This is a genomic window from Pseudobacter sp. (genome assembly GCF_051955275.1).
In the GTDB taxonomy this organism is placed as follows: Bacteria; Bacteroidota; Bacteroidia; order Chitinophagales; family Chitinophagaceae; genus Pseudobacter.
Map to the genome: position 1 here is coordinate 20,935 of NZ_JBQCGW010000264.1, position 16,074 is coordinate 37,008.

General features: G+C 47.8%; 15 protein-coding genes. 11 read left to right on the forward strand and 4 right to left on the reverse strand.

Annotated elements, in window-relative coordinates; genetic code table 11:
- The first annotated feature begins 118 nt into the window (after window positions 1-118).
- The 8 genes from ACTHMC_RS23080 (at window position 119) to ACTHMC_RS23115 (ending at window position 7,443) form a co-directional block, all read left to right on the forward strand.
- Window positions 119-400, forward strand: coding sequence for a co-chaperone GroES (locus ACTHMC_RS23080; protein ID WP_440416804.1), 282 nt, complete (start codon window positions 119-121; stop codon window positions 398-400).
- Between the two features lie 62 nt (window positions 401-462).
- Window positions 463-2,094 carry a chaperonin GroEL gene (groL, locus tag ACTHMC_RS23085; protein WP_440416806.1) on the forward strand — a complete coding sequence of 544 codons (1,632 nt, stop codon included), beginning with the start codon at window positions 463-465 and terminating at the stop codon, window positions 2,092-2,094.
- A gap of 65 nt (window positions 2,095-2,159) precedes the next feature.
- The gene (locus tag ACTHMC_RS23090) at window positions 2,160-3,326 is read left to right on the forward strand and encodes a cation:proton antiporter domain-containing protein (RefSeq protein ID WP_440416808.1); all 1,167 of its coding nucleotides are present in this window, start codon (window positions 2,160-2,162) and stop codon (window positions 3,324-3,326) included.
- Window positions 3,327-3,336: 10 nt separating this feature from the next.
- Window positions 3,337-3,630: a hypothetical protein gene (locus ACTHMC_RS23095; RefSeq protein WP_440416810.1), complete on the forward strand. Its 294-nt coding sequence runs from the start codon at window positions 3,337-3,339 to the stop codon at window positions 3,628-3,630.
- 118 nt (window positions 3,631-3,748) lie between these two features.
- On the forward strand, window positions 3,749-4,423 hold the full coding sequence (locus ACTHMC_RS23100) for a response regulator transcription factor (RefSeq protein WP_440416812.1): 675 nt from the start codon (window positions 3,749-3,751) through the stop codon (window positions 4,421-4,423).
- A 5-nt stretch (window positions 4,424-4,428) separates the two neighbouring features.
- Complete coding sequence (locus ACTHMC_RS23105) at window positions 4,429-5,823, forward strand: ATP-binding protein (protein WP_440416814.1); 1,395 nt, start codon at window positions 4,429-4,431, stop codon at window positions 5,821-5,823.
- A 176-nt stretch (window positions 5,824-5,999) separates the two neighbouring features.
- Window positions 6,000-6,578, forward strand: a complete 579-nt coding sequence (locus ACTHMC_RS23110; RefSeq protein ID WP_440416816.1) for a hypothetical protein — start codon at window positions 6,000-6,002, stop codon at window positions 6,576-6,578.
- On the forward strand, window positions 6,523-7,443 hold the full coding sequence (locus tag ACTHMC_RS23115; protein ID WP_440416818.1) for a bestrophin family protein: 921 nt from the start codon (window positions 6,523-6,525) through the stop codon (window positions 7,441-7,443). Before ACTHMC_RS23110 ends, ACTHMC_RS23115 begins: the two co-directional genes overlap by 56 nt.
- 151 nt (window positions 7,444-7,594) lie before the next feature.
- Here ACTHMC_RS23115 and ACTHMC_RS23120 read toward each other — a convergent pair whose 3' ends face one another.
- Complete coding sequence (locus tag ACTHMC_RS23120; RefSeq protein ID WP_440416820.1) at window positions 7,595-7,981, reverse strand: hypothetical protein; 387 nt, start codon at window positions 7,979-7,981, stop codon at window positions 7,595-7,597.
- A gap of 237 nt (window positions 7,982-8,218) precedes the next feature.
- On the opposite strand from ACTHMC_RS23120, the gene ACTHMC_RS23125 reads away from it, so the two are divergent.
- Window positions 8,219-11,317 carry a ligand-binding sensor domain-containing protein gene (locus tag ACTHMC_RS23125; RefSeq protein WP_440416822.1) on the forward strand — a complete coding sequence of 1,033 codons (3,099 nt, stop codon included), beginning with the start codon at window positions 8,219-8,221 and terminating at the stop codon, window positions 11,315-11,317.
- A gap of 18 nt (window positions 11,318-11,335) precedes the next feature.
- Window positions 11,336-12,103: a LytR/AlgR family response regulator transcription factor gene (locus ACTHMC_RS23130; protein ID WP_440416824.1), complete on the forward strand. Its 768-nt coding sequence runs from the start codon at window positions 11,336-11,338 to the stop codon at window positions 12,101-12,103.
- Here ACTHMC_RS23130 and ACTHMC_RS23135 read toward each other — a convergent pair whose 3' ends face one another.
- Together ACTHMC_RS23135 and ACTHMC_RS23140 are read right to left on the reverse strand one after the other, a co-directional pair.
- Window positions 12,104-12,457, reverse strand: a complete 354-nt coding sequence (locus ACTHMC_RS23135) for a hypothetical protein (protein ID WP_440416826.1) — start codon at window positions 12,455-12,457, stop codon at window positions 12,104-12,106.
- 132 nt (window positions 12,458-12,589) lie between these two features.
- Window positions 12,590-13,501, reverse strand: coding sequence for a helix-turn-helix domain-containing protein (locus ACTHMC_RS23140; protein ID WP_440416827.1), 912 nt, complete (start codon window positions 13,499-13,501; stop codon window positions 12,590-12,592).
- Between the two features lie 154 nt (window positions 13,502-13,655).
- Here ACTHMC_RS23140 and ACTHMC_RS23145 point away from each other — a divergent pair, with 154 nt between their 5' ends.
- Window positions 13,656-14,363 (forward strand): hypothetical protein, encoded by a 708-nt coding sequence (locus tag ACTHMC_RS23145; protein WP_440416829.1) that lies wholly within the window; start codon window positions 13,656-13,658, stop codon window positions 14,361-14,363.
- Window positions 14,364-14,579: 216 nt separating this feature from the next.
- On the opposite strand, the gene ACTHMC_RS23150 is transcribed toward ACTHMC_RS23145, so the two are convergent.
- Window positions 14,580-15,986, reverse strand: a complete 1,407-nt coding sequence (locus ACTHMC_RS23150; protein ID WP_440416830.1) for a DUF4350 domain-containing protein — start codon at window positions 15,984-15,986, stop codon at window positions 14,580-14,582.
- Window positions 15,987-16,074 lie beyond the last annotated feature (88 nt).

Consider the following 16,074-nt stretch of genomic DNA (forward strand, 5'->3'; position numbering starts at 1 on the left):
AATGCCAGGATGTTCAGTCGGATCCCAATGGCATGGCAATTGAAAAAAGCGGAATGAATCCTATCAGGATTGTTATCATTTTTTGTGCATTTGTTTCTAATCATTCAAATCATAAACTATGGCAAACAATTTCAAACTTGCTCCACTTCACGACAGGGTAGTGATCAAGCCTGCTCCGGGCGATGAGAAAACTGCCGGAGGCATCATCATCCCTGATACTGCAAAAGAAAAACCTCAGAGAGGTACAGTTGTAGCTGCCGGTCCTGGCAGAAAAGATGAACCGGTAACAGTAAAGTCCGGGGACACTGTATTGTTCGGAAAGTACGCCGGTACTGAAATTCAGATGGATGGCGAGCAACTGCTGATCATGCGGGAATCCGACATCCTGGCCGTACTCTGATCAACTGTTTCAGATTTCAATTTCAATCATTTAAACTTTCCATTTTTGTAAAATCTACCATTATGGCAAAGCAACTTTTCTTTGACACTGATGCAAGGAATAAAATGAAAAAAGGGGTGGACACACTTGCCAATGCAGTGAAAGTAACACTGGGCCCCAAAGGAAGGAATGTAGTACTTGAAAAAAAATTCGGTCCCGCCACCATCACCAAGGATGGCGTTAGCGTGGCCAAAGAAATTGAACTGGACGATCCCATCGAAAATATGGGAGCACAAATGGTGAAGGAAGTGGCATCCAAAACAGCGGATATTGCAGGGGATGGCACTACCACCGCTACAGTGCTGGCGCAGTCCATCATTACAGAAGGTCTGAAAAATGTAGCTGCTGGCGCCAATCCCATGGATATCAAAAAGGGAATTGACAAAGCCGTTTCAGCGGTCATCAATTCCATCGGTGAGCAATCCCAGGCGGTAGGCAACAACAACCGCATGATCACGCAGGTAGCCACCATTTCCGCAAACAACGATGAATCCATCGGCCAGCTCATTGCCCGGGCATTTGAAAAAGTGGGCAAAGAAGGAGTGATCACTGTTGAAGAAGCACGCGGTACAGACACTACAGTTGAGATCGTGGAAGGCATGCAATTCGACAGGGGTTATATCTCTCCATATTTTGTGACCAATTCAGAAAAGATGCAGGCAGAACTGGAGAACCCGTATATTCTTCTTTACGACAAGAAATTGTCAGTAATGAAAGATCTGATACCGGTGCTTGAAAAGACTGCACAGACAGGGCGTCCGCTGCTGATCATCGCTGAAGACCTGGAAGGTGAAGCACTGGCCACCCTGGTGGTAAACAAGTTGAGAGGTACCCTGAAAGTGGCGGCAGTAAAGGCTCCTGGCTTTGGAGACAGAAGAAAGGAAATGCTGGAAGATATCGCCGTGCTTACCAGCGGCACTGTTATCAGTGAAGAACAGGGATACAAGCTTGAGAACGCAGATCTCGGTTACCTGGGAAGCGCAGCCTCCATTACCATCGATAAGGACAACACCACTATCGTTGGCGGAAAAGGAAATAAGGATGCGCTCAACGCCAGGATTGCGCAGATCAGGGCTCAGCTGCAGAATACCACTTCAGAATATGATAAGGAAAAACTGCAGGAAAGGCTGGCCAAGCTTAGCGGCGGTGTAGCCGTTCTGTATGTTGGCGCTGCCACCGAAGTGGAAATGAAAGAGAAAAAAGATCGCGTGGACGATGCACTGCACGCCACCCGCGCCGCCATTGAAGAAGGCATTGTACCTGGCGGAGGCGTGGCCCTTATCCGCAGCCAGCAGGCGCTGGAAAAACTGAAGGGCAGCAATGAAGACGAACAGACCGGTATCTCCATCGTTAAACGGGCCGTGGAGGAACCATTGCGCCAGATCGTGAAGAACTGCGGACTGGAAGGCAGCATCATTGTTCAGAAAGTCAGGGAAGGCAACGGAGATTATGGCTTCAATGCCCGGGATGAAGTGTATGTGAACCTGCTTGAAGCTGGAGTGATAGACCCCGCAAAGGTCACCCGCATTGCTGTTGAGAATGCGGCATCCATTGCAGGACTGCTGCTGACAACCGAATGTGTGATCAGCGACAAACCTAAAAAAGAAGAAACTGTTGCCAGTACTGCACCAGCTATGAGTGGCATGGATTATTAATTGCAACAACCTGAGAAAAGGGAGGAGCATGCTCTTCCCTTTTTTTATTTCAAACCAGTGAAACGATGGAGAACCTGTTGTATGCAAGCGGCATCATGTGCCTTGTGATATTGCTCCTGATCTTTCTGCTGAAGAAACTGAATCAACCTTATCTTATTGCCTATATCCTGGCCGGCTTATTACTTGGGCCACATGTGTCCGGTGTTTTCAGAGACCCGGAAAGCATTGAGCATATCGGTGAGATCGGTATTTTGTTGCTGATGTTCTTCCTGGGAATGGAGATCAATATCCCTGACCGGAAAAGCCTGCTGCTGAAACCTTTGATTGCACAGGGAGCAAAAACAATTGTCAGCTTTGCACTGAGCGCACTGATCTGTCATTTCATGCAGTGGCCTGTACAAGTGCTGGTACTGCTTACTGCCTTTCTCACTTTCAACAGTACAGCCGTAGCCAGTGAACTGATGCGGAAGAATGGCCAGATCCGCACCGTTTTCGGTTCTGTAGTGCTGAATATGCTCCTATTGCAGGACATCCTGCTGGCGCCCGCCATCACTTCATTCCAATTGATGGGATCTTCAGCTATCCATCCGGGTAAGTTCATAGGGGCAGCGTTGGGTAGTATATTACTGTTCTTCTTGCTCAGGTCCATCAGGAACAGGGATCTTTTTCAGTTCCCTTTTATCCGGGCTTTTGACAAAGATCATGAACTGCAGGTATTTGCCGGTGCTATCATCTGTCTGGGATTTGCAATGCTGGCAGATCTTGCCGGATTGAGCGGCCCCATCGGCAGTTTTGCTGCAGGCCTGCTGATAGGCCGCACACAGGCATTTGCATGGCTGGAACAGGTAATGCATCCCTTCAAGGTTTTCTTTGTGGCATTGTTTTTTATGTCTGTAGGAATAAGACTTGACCTTGATTTTGTAACTGATCATTATTTGTTGGTATTGACCCTTACCACCATGATAATGGTCATTCATTCCTTTACTACTGCCTTGGTTTTCAGGCTGCTCAGGTTTCCGTGGAAGCATAGCTTATATGCCGGCGCATTACTCTCGCAATCAGGAGAATTCGGCATACTGATATGCGCCATTGCTTATAATACAGGCCTCATAGATGAAACCTTCTATAAAACAGGCCTGGCAGTAACAGCACTTTCTTTGCTGCTCACCACTTTCTGGGAAAAACTGTATGGCATATTATTGGATAACAAACGGACAACAGCATTGATTTAAAGCCACGGATATGAAAAAGACATACTACATCATGTTCCATATAAAAGTGAAGGGAGAATTACAGACCTTCGGAAAATTCTATATCGGGCAGCACAGGGCACTGGCCCATGGGCTATTCAAGAAGATGAGGGGCAAAGCGGATACAGATGGCAGTGAGGTGCTGTTCGTGGAATTGATGGAAACCCATGAAAAATTACCCCTCAACATACAGATGTTAGCCTGTACCCTGGATGAGCTCGCAGAAAACTGCCGGGTCATTGCCAAAGAAACTTTCAAATGGAATAATATCGACCCGGGTAATTAAAATCGCATTAATAATGGCGCTCACGGTGCCTGAAAACATCCGTCCCCCGTACATATACACAATCCATTAAGACAGTTCGATCTGTTTGACCACTATTTTTGCAGACTAAACAACTACCGTGAGAACATTGCTAATTGAAGATGAAGCAGCAGTTGCTGTAATGATCAATAAGGGACTGAGTGAATCAGGATACTCCGTAACAGTGGCTCCGGACGGGCATATTGGCCTGGATATGGCCCTGAACAATAATTTCGACATTATCATTCTCGATATCATGCTTCCCGGCATCAATGGCCTGGAGCTCTGTAAAAAGCTGCGCAGGCAGGATGTGAATACGCCCATCCTGATGCTTACCGCACTGGATTCCACGGAAAATATTGTAACCGGACTGGACAATGGCGCGGATGATTACATGACCAAGCCTTTCAAATTCCCGGAACTGGAAGCCCGCATCCGCAACCTGGCCCGCCGTAACAACAGCGCAGTAAAGGCTTCTGATCTTTTACAGGTAGCCGATCTGGTTATGAATACAGCAGCCAAATCCGTTACCCGCAATGGCCAGGAGATCAGTTTCACCGCTACGGAATACCGCTTGCTGGAATTCATGATGCGCAACAGGGGCAGGGTGCTCAGCCGCATCGAACTGCTGGAAAATGTATGGAGCATCAATTTCAATATGGGCACCAATGTAGTGGATGTGTACGTAAACTATCTCCGTAAAAAAATTGACAGGAATAACTCCGTAAAACTCATCCATACCGTTACCGGCATGGGCTATATCATTAAAGGATAGTCCGTATGAAGATCCAGACTAAAACTGCCCTGCTGTTCACCGCGCTCACGGCCACCATCATTCTTTCCACCAGTCTGACCGTGTACTATTTCACCAGCCGGTTTGCCTTCAACGATTTTCTGAAACGGCTTGAACTGCGGGCACATATCTCCACCCGGATCCTCTTTGAACAGGACAAGACTACCACAGACGCATTCAGTGAACTCCGTCAGCAGTACCTGGAAGTGCTTCCCCAGGAGAAGGAATACGTTCTGAGATACGACAGTGTTGATCAGAATACCCTGCGCCAGCAGGGACTTCCGCTTGATCTTTCCTTTGTAAGGGAAGTAGCAAATAAAAAGGGAGAAGTAGCTTTTGCACATGTAAAGAACGTGCATTACGCAGGTATTCTTTATAATGATGAACAGGACGGCCCTTATCTTATTATCAAATCAGCCGTGAACAAACATGGAGAAGACCTTTTGCGGAATCTCCGGAACACAAAGGCCATTCTCGCTATCATATCCATCATCATCGTATTCACCGTCAGCATTTTCTTTTCCAGGAAAACTTTCGAGCCCGTACGTAAGATCATTGCCCGGGTAAATACCATCAGTGCAGATAATATCCATTTTCGCCTGGAAGAAAAAGGAAAGGATGAAGTGGCAGAACTGGCGCATACGTTCAACAATATGCTGGACCGCCTGCAGGCTTCCATGGAAACCCAGAATAATTTTGTGAGCAATGCCTCTCATGAGCTAAGAACACCGCTGACTGCCATCATCGGCGAGTCCGACATTGCCCTGGCCAAAGGCAGAACCGAGGAGGAATACAGGAATTCCCTCGAGATCATTTCAAGGGAGGCAGGCAAGCTGCATCGCCTCACCACCAGCCTGCTGAACCTTGCCAGGTCAGGGTTTGACGGCAAGAAACAAAATTGGGAGATCCTCAGAATGGATGAGCTTGCCTTCACCGTAAAAGAATCCATCGACGAAATAGATCCGCAGAACCAATTACAGCTTGATCTGTCGGAATTGCCCTCCGATGAGAACCGCATCTCCGTGCATGGAAACCTCAACCTGTTGAAACTGGCTCTTACCAATGTGGCCATGAATGCCTGCAAATATTCGAATAACAGAGTGGTGACCATGAGCGTGGAGGCCAGAGGCCTTAATGTGCTGGTAAAGATCATTGACAGGGGCATCGGTATTCCCGCAGATGAACTGAAACATATCTATGTGCCTTTCTTCAGGGCTTCCAATACTAATAATTATGAAGGTTATGGCGTTGGTCTTCCATTGACCCAGGCCATTATCAGGTTGCATAATGGAAGTATTAACGTACATTCGGAAGTAGATAAGGGCACCAGCGTTACGCTCTCACTTCCTGCAGCAAACCTTGTTGAATCCCACCCGGAGTAAACAACCAGAAGATTAAACACAACGTTGAAACGCCTGATTCTCTTACATCATTCTAATTATTCTTATCAGATTCTAATCAAATTCTTACGGTTTCTTTAGGTGCGTCTTAAATACTCTTAATGGCGGCAGTGCAACTTTGCATTCAGTAACATGATTATCGAATACAAAGTGTAAATATGAAAAATGTACTGATCCCAACTGATTACTCACTGGCATCTCTTGAACTGGTAGAGAAAACTGTGCAGAGCCTGCAGCATCAGAATCTGAACATTATCCTTTTTCATGCTTTCGAGATACCTTTTTTTGCTGGTGACATTGTAGGCAACAACGGCAAATTGCCTTACCGAGATATAGTAACAGATGCTTTCCGTAACGGATGCAAGCGCATCAAGGAACAAAATCCAAAGGCCATTCAGAGCATTCTGCTGAGGCATTTGTATGGTAATACGAATGCAGTATTCCACAATTTTTTGGATGCCAATGAAATTGACCTGATCGTTTTTCCGGATGGATATGTTTTCACGCCCGTGCACCCACAGAGTGTGAACCCTGCTCCTCTCTTCAGAAAATCAGGTGTAACCCTGCTGAAGAATTTTACTCCTGTGAAGAAAATGCAACCGGTAACCACAACTTCCACTGCTCCCAGGAGCAACCCGGTTGTAAGTGAAAATGATTACTCAGTAAAAGAAACAGAAGCCTATGTTATTACAAAAGAATATTCCGCTGCGGTACATCTTCGGGAAAATTCGCAATGAGATAATCTTCATTCTTCTTTATACCACGGGTATTGCACTGTTCCATGCATTCTTTGAGTTTGCGCCGATCTCCATCCCCCTTGCCGTTCCGGCAATACTGGGTACTGTGATCTCGCTGCTGTTAGGTTTCCGGAGCAACCAGGCATATGACCGCTGGTGGGAAGCCCGCCATGTGTGGGGCGCTATTGTGAATGATTCGCGCACACTTTCCAGGCAGGTGCTCACCTACACGGACGTGCTTTATCCGGGAGATGAAGTGCAGCGATTCAGGGAGAAGATGATCCGGAGACAGATTGCCTGGAACTACAGCCTGGGGCAGTCGCTCCGCGGCATGAGTGCAACAAGAGGCCTGGAAAAATATATCAGTGAGAAGGAAATGCAGTTCATTTCGCATTACGACAATGTGCCTACGGCATTGCTGGAGCTGCATGGACGCAACCTGAAAGAAGCACTGGAAGAGGGTTATATCAACCGATATCAGCATGTGGAGATGGACAGAACGCTTACCCGTTTATGTGATGCCATGGGAAAATGTGAAAGGATCAAGAACACGGTATTCCCGGCCACTTACAGTCTTTACATCCATTTCTCGCTGCTGTTGTTCATCTGCCTGCTTCCATTCAGCCTGATCGAATATTTCGGGTTCTTCGAAATACCAATGGTGATGGCTGTATCAGCCTGTTTCCTGCTGATCGAGAAAATGGCCATTCATCTGCAGGATCCGTTCGAGAATAAACCGACCGATACACCAATGACCACTATCGCGAAGAATATCGAAAAGAACCTGCGGCAGATGTTGCGCGACCAGCAGATGCCGGAACCGGTTCCGCAGGACAATTCAAAGAAACTCTATTACATATTGTAACCCCTAAAGTCGCACCGTTCAATGCGACTCTTTGCATCCGTTCGTATTGAGTCAGGGTAAGCCCCGGTAGCAGTACCGGGGCTTCTTTCATAATGTGACTTCATGGCTGTACTTTCTTTTTGTAACTGTATTGCGCTGCTGCTTCAACAAGTTACTCGGTCAGTTTCATGTAGGTGCACTCATTTTCTTTGACGTTATCCTCTCTCTCATCCCACTCATCCACTTCTTTGCCATCTTTGATCTGCTTTGCATACCAGCTATGCTTACCAGGCGAAAGCGGAACATTCAGTACATTGATGCTGCTGGCCGTGCCACATTGAGGCTTCTCGATATGCGTAAGCGTGATCTCTCCTGCTGCCTTGCCATCCACATAGATCTTGATGGCATCGAACTTTGAATTGTTCATGAAGGTGTAGAACATCATGTTGCCGGTTGGCGCTTTTGCCTTGTCTTTTTTACAGCTGGCCAGGAATGCCAGGCCCAATACCAGTACGAGGGGTAAAAGGAGTCCGAACGGACGGGAAAAACTAAGTTTCATTTCAGGTTTAATTTTTATTGATGTATTTTGATTTGACACTGCAAAACTATTCCCGTCCACAGCCTGTAAAAAGTTTATGGCACTGACATGTAGCAGAAATCCAATTGAAGGGAGGTAAAAAACAGGATAAACCGTTTTGCCTTTTGGGGCACCGGCGCTTCAATGGAAATCAGCTACGCTTCAGCCGGAAAAACTTGCCAGACCTGCACGGATCGATAGTTTTACAACCACCATAAAATGGAATTTCCGATTTTCATATGCGTAGCTGAAAGAATGCGATGGGTGCTCATCGTTATCTTTTCATTGTCAGTTCAGGCAGGATACCCCCAATCCAGTGAACTGACCATAACGCGTTACACGGAATCTGACGGGCTCAGCAGCAATATCATCCGATGCATCTTACAGGACAGTCGCGGCATCCTCTGGATCGGCACACCAGACGGCCTCAATTATTACGACGGTTATAATTTCAATACACTCAGAAAAAACAGGGCAGACAGCAATACCATCCGCGCCAACTTCATCACGAAGCTCGCAGAAGACCAGGTGGGAGATATCTGGATCGGTTTCCTGTACGGCGGCGTAAGCAGTTACAATATTGCCACCGGCGTATTCAGGCATTATCCTCTCAAAATATATGACCGGGAAAACCAAACGCAGACACAGGAGATCACCATGCTGCACATCGATAAGCTGGACAATATCTGGATCGGCGTTCGGCAGGGCGGATTGTACAAACTGGACAAATACACCGGCCGCTTCAGTCAGTTCAACCTGACAAGTACATCAGGCGTCCCCATCACCCGCGACCTGCCCGGGATTTACAATACGATCTATGCATTGCACGAAGACCACTCGGGGCTGTTCTGGCTGGCCACACATGCAGGCCTGTACACCTTCGATCCGGTCAATACGGCCATGAAACATTTACGCCACACCCCCCTGCATCCCGGGAAAAGGGACCAGGAGCTGCTCCAGAGCATCAGCAGGGATGGCAACTATTTGTGGATGGGCACCTGGACGGGCGGCCTGGCCCGCTTCGATACCCGCAACGGTCAATGGGCACATTTCGATTACACTACTCCATCGCCCGCCAGCAATATCATACCGGATGTACTGGTGCAGGAAGGCGACTCCCTCATGATCGTTGCTGCCGACAAAGGCATCGGGTATTTTAACAAGAAGAACAAACAGTTCTCTTTCCTTCGGAATACCGCAGGTAGCAAACCCGGCAATGTGAAATCGGTTTACAAAGACAGATCAGGCAATATCTGGATCGCCGGAGATCAGGGACTGATGAAAACAGAAAATCCTGCCCGCAAATTCAGGTTCACTCCTGTTGAGAGCCATCAGAATACTGCTTTGTATGAAGTGAGCGCAATATTGGAGAACAGGAAATGGCAATTACTCGGCACCTCGTACGACAGAGGCCTGTATGTAAAAAACAAACTGACCAACAAAGAAACTGTCCTCTCCTTCGATATCATACCCGGTGAAGAACAATTCCTGGTGGTAACGGATCTGCTGGAAGATGCAAAAGGAAGGATCTGGATCCTCACCAGGGACTTTCTGTATCAGTTCGATGAAACCCGGATGACACTCCGGAAGGTCCGGCAACCCGGAGATCGCGAAGAATGCAGGAAGAGCGATTACCTGAGCAGGATACAATCAGCTACGGATGGGAGATTATGGATCGCCACACTCAGGAATGGCCTGTACCTCTACGACACGGAAAAAGACGCCTTCACCCGGCATTACTCCACTGCAGCCAAACCACCCTATCAGTTGCCCACCAATCATATTTCCAGCCTGCACGAAGATGAACAAGGCAACACCTGGATCGGCGGTAACAACGGATTCCTGGGAAGGATCGATGCACGCACTGCGGCAGTCACTGCTGTCAATACTTCTTTTCCCCAAGAAACGATCAGGGTAAACACCGTTTATGATATCGCCAGCGATAAGGGAAAACTATGGGCAGGAACGGATGCCGGCCTGTTGCAATATGCAATATCAACAGCCGGCAATACTGAATTGAAAAAGATCTATACCGCAGAAAACGGTATCAGTGCAGACCTGGTAAAAAGTGTATCCCTGTCTGATGACGGCAATATCTGGTGCATCACGCAAACGGCGCTTTGCCGCCTCGATACGGAAACAGAAAGCATCACCAGTTATGGCTACAGCGATGGCCTGCAGGTGCCCGCCATCGGCACCCGCATCCGGCAACTCAGCAAGCACAGTCTCAGTATCTGTTCCGTCAAAGGTTACTACAGCTTCAACCCTGAAGACCTGATCCGGCAGCAGAGCCCACCGCCGGTGATCATCACCTCCTTTACAGTGAACGGGCATCCCCGCTTTTATGGGCAAGACCTCGGCAAATACGGCACCATACAACTGGCGCCCTCCGAGAATCATTTCTCCTTCGAGTTTGCCAGCATCGACTACAACAAGACCGGCAGGCAGCGTTATGCCTACAAACTGGAAGGATTTGACGCCGATTGGACGAATACCCATAACCGTTATGCCGGGTATGCCAACCTGCAGCCCGGCAATTATGTGTTCAAGGTGAAAGCTACAGGAGGTCTGTACAAAGAAGAGAGCAAACTGGTGACCATCCCGGTTTTCATTTCCGGTCATTTTTACAAAAGCACCTGGTTCCGGTTATGCATGATCACTTTGCTGTTATTGACAGTTTTCCTGATCTACCATTTCAGGCTGCGTAACCAGCAACGCCTGCACAAACTGGAACACAAGGCAGACATGCTGCAGAAAGAAAAGGCCATGGCCATGTATGAAGGACTGAAGCAACAACTGAACCCCCACTTCCTCTTCAATTCACTCACCTCGCTCAGCAGCCTGATCCGCACAGATCAAAAACTGGCCGGGCAATTCCTGGATGGCCTCAGCAGCACCTACCGTTACATTCTCAACAACCGGGAGAAAGAACTGGTGCCCCTGATCGATGAAATAAAATTCTCCGAAGCCTACGTGAAACTGCAGCACACAAGATTCGGGAATGCATTGCAGGTGAATATCGATGTGGGCGAAGAATTCAATCATATGAAGATCGCTCCCGTGACTCTTCAGAACCTTTTCGAGAATGCGGTCAAACATAATATCGTAACGGATGAAGACCCGCTGATCATCGATGTACGCGTAAATGACCAACTGCAGCTGGTAATAAAGAACAATCTCAATAAAAAGGAATTCGTGGAAACCAGCAACCGGCAGGGGCTTGAAAGCCTCAGGTCGCTTTACAGCTATCTTTCAGACCGCAAACCGGAGATCCTGGAAACGGAGCAGTATTTTATTGTAAAGATCCCATTGTTATAATCACAATCACCTAAAAGCATGAAAGCTGTTATCATAGAAGATGAATCACTGGTGGCAAAAGAGCTGCAGGCAAAGATCAATGAAGTGGCCCCGGACCTGCGTATTGAAACAGTATTGCCCAGTCTGAAAACAGCCAGGAAATGGTTCATGGAGAATCCGGAACCGGACTTGCTGTTCATGGACATTCAGCTGGGAGACGGGATCAGCTTCAGCCTGTTCGACACTTTTCAACTCAGTTGCCCTGTGATCTTCACAACGGCTTACAATGAATACGCCATCAGGGCCTTCAAGGTGAATGGCATCGATTACCTGCTGAAACCTGTGCTGGAAACAGAATTGAAGAAGGCAATAGACAAGAGCCGCAACGTGCACAACAGGAATGCGATCGTTCCTGCAGATCTGATGCAGTTCATGGAGTCCCTGGCAGCAGGCAACGCCAGGCCGGTATTCAAAGAAAAGTTCATCGTCAGCATCCGCCAGCAATGGATCCCGGTGAACACGCACGATATTGCTTTCTTTTCCAAAGAGAATTTATACTACCTGCATACATTTTCCGGGGATCAGCATATTGTTGATTACACCACATTGGAAGAAATAGAAGAGTTGCTGGACCCACAGAAATACTACCGGGCCAACCGTCAATACATTGTAAATATCGAGGCTATTGCCAGCATCAGATTGCACGAGAACCAGAAACTGACATTGAGGTTGAAGTCCCCATTGAAAGAAGAGATCGATATCAGCCGGGAAAAAGCGCCTGCGTTCAAGAAATGGTTTGAGCGATGATCAATTACTGATCCTGACAAATCTTTCCAGCTGCAATGCGTAAGACCTCCGTTCACATTTATCATCCACCAGTTTGAACTGAAGCGTATCGTTGTTCACCTGGAACTGATACCGTCCTGTGTCAGCAAGATTGCAGACAGGCAGCGGGTAATCCACGGAATCCCTGATAGCCAGTATGCCATCTTCTGCTTTGTACCAGCCAAGATTCGTATGCACCTGCCCTGTTCTTTGCAGTACCACTTTAAACCGTTCATTTTCCTGGAAGGTCAGCTCCAGCCTGATATCTTTCTGCCAGAGGGAAAGCCAGGTGCCATGGATCTTCCGGGACGATGACCCGTTGGGGCTGCAGCCCATGAAGGTTGAAAATAAAATACAGACAAGCAGGGGGCGAAAGGTGTGCATAAGGCAATGAAAATTATGATAATGATTGCCTTCTTTCAGGAGTACAGGGTAGCGCTGCAAAAATACAGAAATTGCCCGGCAAACCTAATCCCTGAGAAAAATATAGAACTGACCGGCCGATGCCGGATTGTTCCCCGGCAACAGAAATGTGCAGAAATCATCAAGGTCAAAAAGCCTTTGCCGGCCGATCAGGTTTTCCCGGAACAGCGTGGTGTAGCGTTTCACCTGCGCTTCCGCATCTCCTCCCGGAATATCCAGCACCAGGTATTTGCCGTTCCTGATGGCCGACAAAAAATACTGCTGCCGGATCTCCACCGGCAATGCGTCTACCATACTCTTGTGCAACAACAAGCCATGATGCATATTGAAATAAGCCGCCGGGCAAAAGTTGATCGAATCAAAGGGACGTACCACAAAACGGCCTCCTGCCTGCAGGCTTAAAAACTCCTGTTCTGTTTGCTGCTGATAAAACTCATACGAGAACCCGTTGCTGGCAAGGGCAGTCACCATCCGCAGCGGACGGCATAAAGTGTAATGATCATAAAGTTCTTCGAAGCGATGACTGAATTCAAAATGCTCATCGATAAGGGACAGATACTCTTCCTCCGATGCTATCCCATCCAGGATCACATTAGGTGAATGCTTCCAATAGCCCAATCGTTTTCTGTACCGGCCGGGGCTGTTCCCGAAATGCTGCCGGAACGATTTCGACAAAGCATGCTTGCCTGAATACCCCACCAGTTCCGCTACCTGGCTGAGCGGGCGGCAGCTGTAGGTGACCAATGCCGCTGCACGCTCCAGGCGGGCCCTTCGGATATACTTCCCGATGGGCTCCTCCTGCACCTGAGCGAAAATGACCGCAAGATGGTCTTTTGAGACATACACATGCTCTGCTAACAGGTCTGCCGTGATATCATCCTGAAGATGAGCATCAATAAATTCCAGCAGCCGTAAGGCAACTGCCTGGTAATATGATCTGGTGGCGTTCTTATGCATATCACTTCAATTTACTGCAAGGCAGCCGTGGATGAAATACCAGTTTTCAATTATAACGATTCCTTAGAAAAGTTATCCGTTTCCGGGATTTGTACAGGCAGCATGGGAACAGGAAGAAGAATGGATAATTTCAGATCACAAATGAAAACTTACTATGGACCTTAACACTATCAGGAAAACAGCGGCCTATATTGCCGTTGCCTATATTCTTGTACAAAGCTTTCAATGGTATGTATTTGCACAGTTTCCTGCTGCAGCCAATGCACAGGAAGAAATGATGCAGGGCCATCATGCATTGCACGTCACAAGATCATGGCTGATGCTGATCAGTATGTTCGCGATGCTGATCCTGAATATCACCGTCTGCTATATTGCAGCAACGATCAACCGGTTCTGGGCAATAGTAGGCATGGCAGGTTATTTTACATTTTTTCTGCTGGAAATTTCCCTTCGCTCCGTTGAATTGTTCTACATCCAGCTCTACCTGCCGCAACAGGCGCTGAAAGCGGATCCTGGTGTATTGCAGAATATCCTTGACAAATACAGCACCTTCGCCAACATTCAGCATGCATTGTATTTCCCGTTGATCTTCTCTACGAGCATCACTTATTTTTCATTGTTCTTTATTTTCAAACCGAAGGTTCACCGCATCATCAGGTTCGTGATGCTGGTGAATATTCTTCGGTCGAGCTGGAGGCTGGGATCGGATTTCCTGAACATTGGTTGGCTACAAGGTTCTTTATACAATACCGTTTACCTGCCATTGGTGGTATTGCTGTTCGGGCTGACGGCTATCTGGTTGCTGAGGATGAAAACCACTTGCATTTCATCGGAGAGCAGTCGCTCGCGTCCCCGCGAGTGACAAATATTCCGTCGCCTCCGGCGACACGGTGCTCGCCAGAGGCGAGCAAATAGAAGTCACTCGCCGGGAGGCGAGCGACTGGGCACACGCTGACATTTATGGGCACACGCTGTTATTTAAGGGCACACATTGTTATTTTCAGGCACAGCAAAAGAAAACGGGGCCGACCCCAATGGTCAGTCCCCGTATTTACATGGCTAACTTTCCCTTACTTGATTATTTTCTTTTTCTCCTGACCAGTATGATGATGCCAAAGGCGAGTAACGCTCCCGGAAGCACGTATACATATACGTTATACAGTATCTTACCGGTTGTTCTGCCGATGCTCAAAAGAGTATCCCGTTGAAACCTCATTGTTTTATAGACAGGATACTCATTATACATCAGCCAGCTGTAATAGGCATTGAACACAGATGCACCATTTCCCCTGAACCTCGACATATGATCGGCATCACCGGTAATGATGATCCGTTGCTCTTTTCCGTTGATGGAACGGCTCATCTGAATGCCCAGGACATATTCATCTTTTCTCAGATCACCTTCCGCAGTAGAGAAGGTAGCTTCTGCCGAATCTGCTACATACAACCCGTTCTCTATCCAGATGCGCGCGTTGCCTTTTTTGCTGAAGATCGGGCGGATGGCGAACCCGTCCTTTTCTTCATAACTGATCGTAGCCGGTCTGGTAAACCAGGCGGATGCGCCTATTTTCTTTTTAATTCTATAGATCTGCATGGCCTCCTCTCCTGCCAGGTCATTACCGGCAGCGGTGGCTTTCGCCTCCATATCGATATATGAAACCTCACCATCCTGGTCGTACAATGTTCCTTTGTTCAATTGAACACCCAGCTTGTTCAGTACCGGTTGCAACATTTCCAGCTTCCCGTATTCCGCATAAAAAATAGCATTACCGCCTTTATCCAGGAAATCCGTGATCCTTTGCTGCTCTACCGGCGCCAGTTCAGTTTTGGGATCGGCCACCACCAGCATGGCAGCATTGGCAGGAACAGCATTGTTCAGGAGGGAAAGGGTATCCACATCAACTCCCTGATTGACGAGGGAGTTTTCAGCCCCCACATCTTTTGTATGCGAACTGTATTCACGCTCTCCGAATTTATCCGGGCTCCTTTCATAATGCCCCGTTGAAAAGAACACTTTCGGTGTAGTGGCTCTCACAAGTCTTCTTAAAGTCCCCGCCACTGTGGGATCGGCCGGCCACTTCGGGTCTATTGGGAATGTCCGCAACACGGCTTTCTTCCCTTTGTACTCCAGTTCCATCAACAAGACTGGTGGCTCTTTGCTGAAATCAAACCGCTTGCTGATCTCTTCCGGTGTTTTGAAAAGACTGAAATCGAGACCATTTGCCCGGGCTGTCAATTCAGCTATTTCCTTCACGCTCTTTCCCCGGTATGCATTCATCAGATAACTGTTTCCCGGGCCAATCGCATAATAGTATTCATATTTCATGTTGATATTGGGATAGAACCTCCTGTACTTTTCCCAATAGTTCCAGACATAACTGTTCCTGCTCTGCGGTACGCCAAGGTTCACCCGGTCGTCAAGCAGGTTGGTGAACAAAGTGACTGTCACCGGAGACCCATCCAGTTCTTTGATTACCTGCTGCACGGTAGAGTCGATCGTGTTTGTGGTGTTTTATGTTACAAACACGTAAACCACCCGGCCCGGGCGTGTAGAAAAATATCCCAATACCAGG

Coding starts and splice junctions, on each gene's coding strand:
- ACTHMC_RS23120 (WP_440416820.1), bottom strand. CDS start 7,981: ATGAAACTTAGTTTTTCCCGTCCGTTCGGACTCCTTTTACCCCTCGTA.
- ACTHMC_RS23135 (WP_440416826.1), bottom strand. CDS start 12,457: ATGGGCTGCAGCCCCAACGGGTCATCGTCCCGGAAGATCCATGGCACC.
- ACTHMC_RS23090 (WP_440416808.1), top strand. CDS start 2,160: ATGGAGAACCTGTTGTATGCAAGCGGCATCATGTGCCTTGTGATATTG.
- ACTHMC_RS23125 (WP_440416822.1), top strand. CDS start 8,219: ATGGAATTTCCGATTTTCATATGCGTAGCTGAAAGAATGCGATGGGTG.
- groL (WP_440416806.1), top strand. CDS start 463: ATGGCAAAGCAACTTTTCTTTGACACTGATGCAAGGAATAAAATGAAA.
- ACTHMC_RS23130 (WP_440416824.1), top strand. CDS start 11,336: ATGAAAGCTGTTATCATAGAAGATGAATCACTGGTGGCAAAAGAGCTG.
- ACTHMC_RS23115 (WP_440416818.1), top strand. CDS start 6,523: ATGTTATTACAAAAGAATATTCCGCTGCGGTACATCTTCGGGAAAATT.
- ACTHMC_RS23095 (WP_440416810.1), top strand. CDS start 3,337: ATGAAAAAGACATACTACATCATGTTCCATATAAAAGTGAAGGGAGAA.
- ACTHMC_RS23140 (WP_440416827.1), bottom strand. CDS start 13,501: ATGCATAAGAACGCCACCAGATCATATTACCAGGCAGTTGCCTTACGG.
- ACTHMC_RS23080 (WP_440416804.1), top strand. CDS start 119: ATGGCAAACAATTTCAAACTTGCTCCACTTCACGACAGGGTAGTGATC.
- ACTHMC_RS23105 (WP_440416814.1), top strand. CDS start 4,429: ATGAAGATCCAGACTAAAACTGCCCTGCTGTTCACCGCGCTCACGGCC.
- ACTHMC_RS23145 (WP_440416829.1), top strand. CDS start 13,656: ATGGACCTTAACACTATCAGGAAAACAGCGGCCTATATTGCCGTTGCC.
- ACTHMC_RS23110 (WP_440416816.1), top strand. CDS start 6,000: ATGAAAAATGTACTGATCCCAACTGATTACTCACTGGCATCTCTTGAA.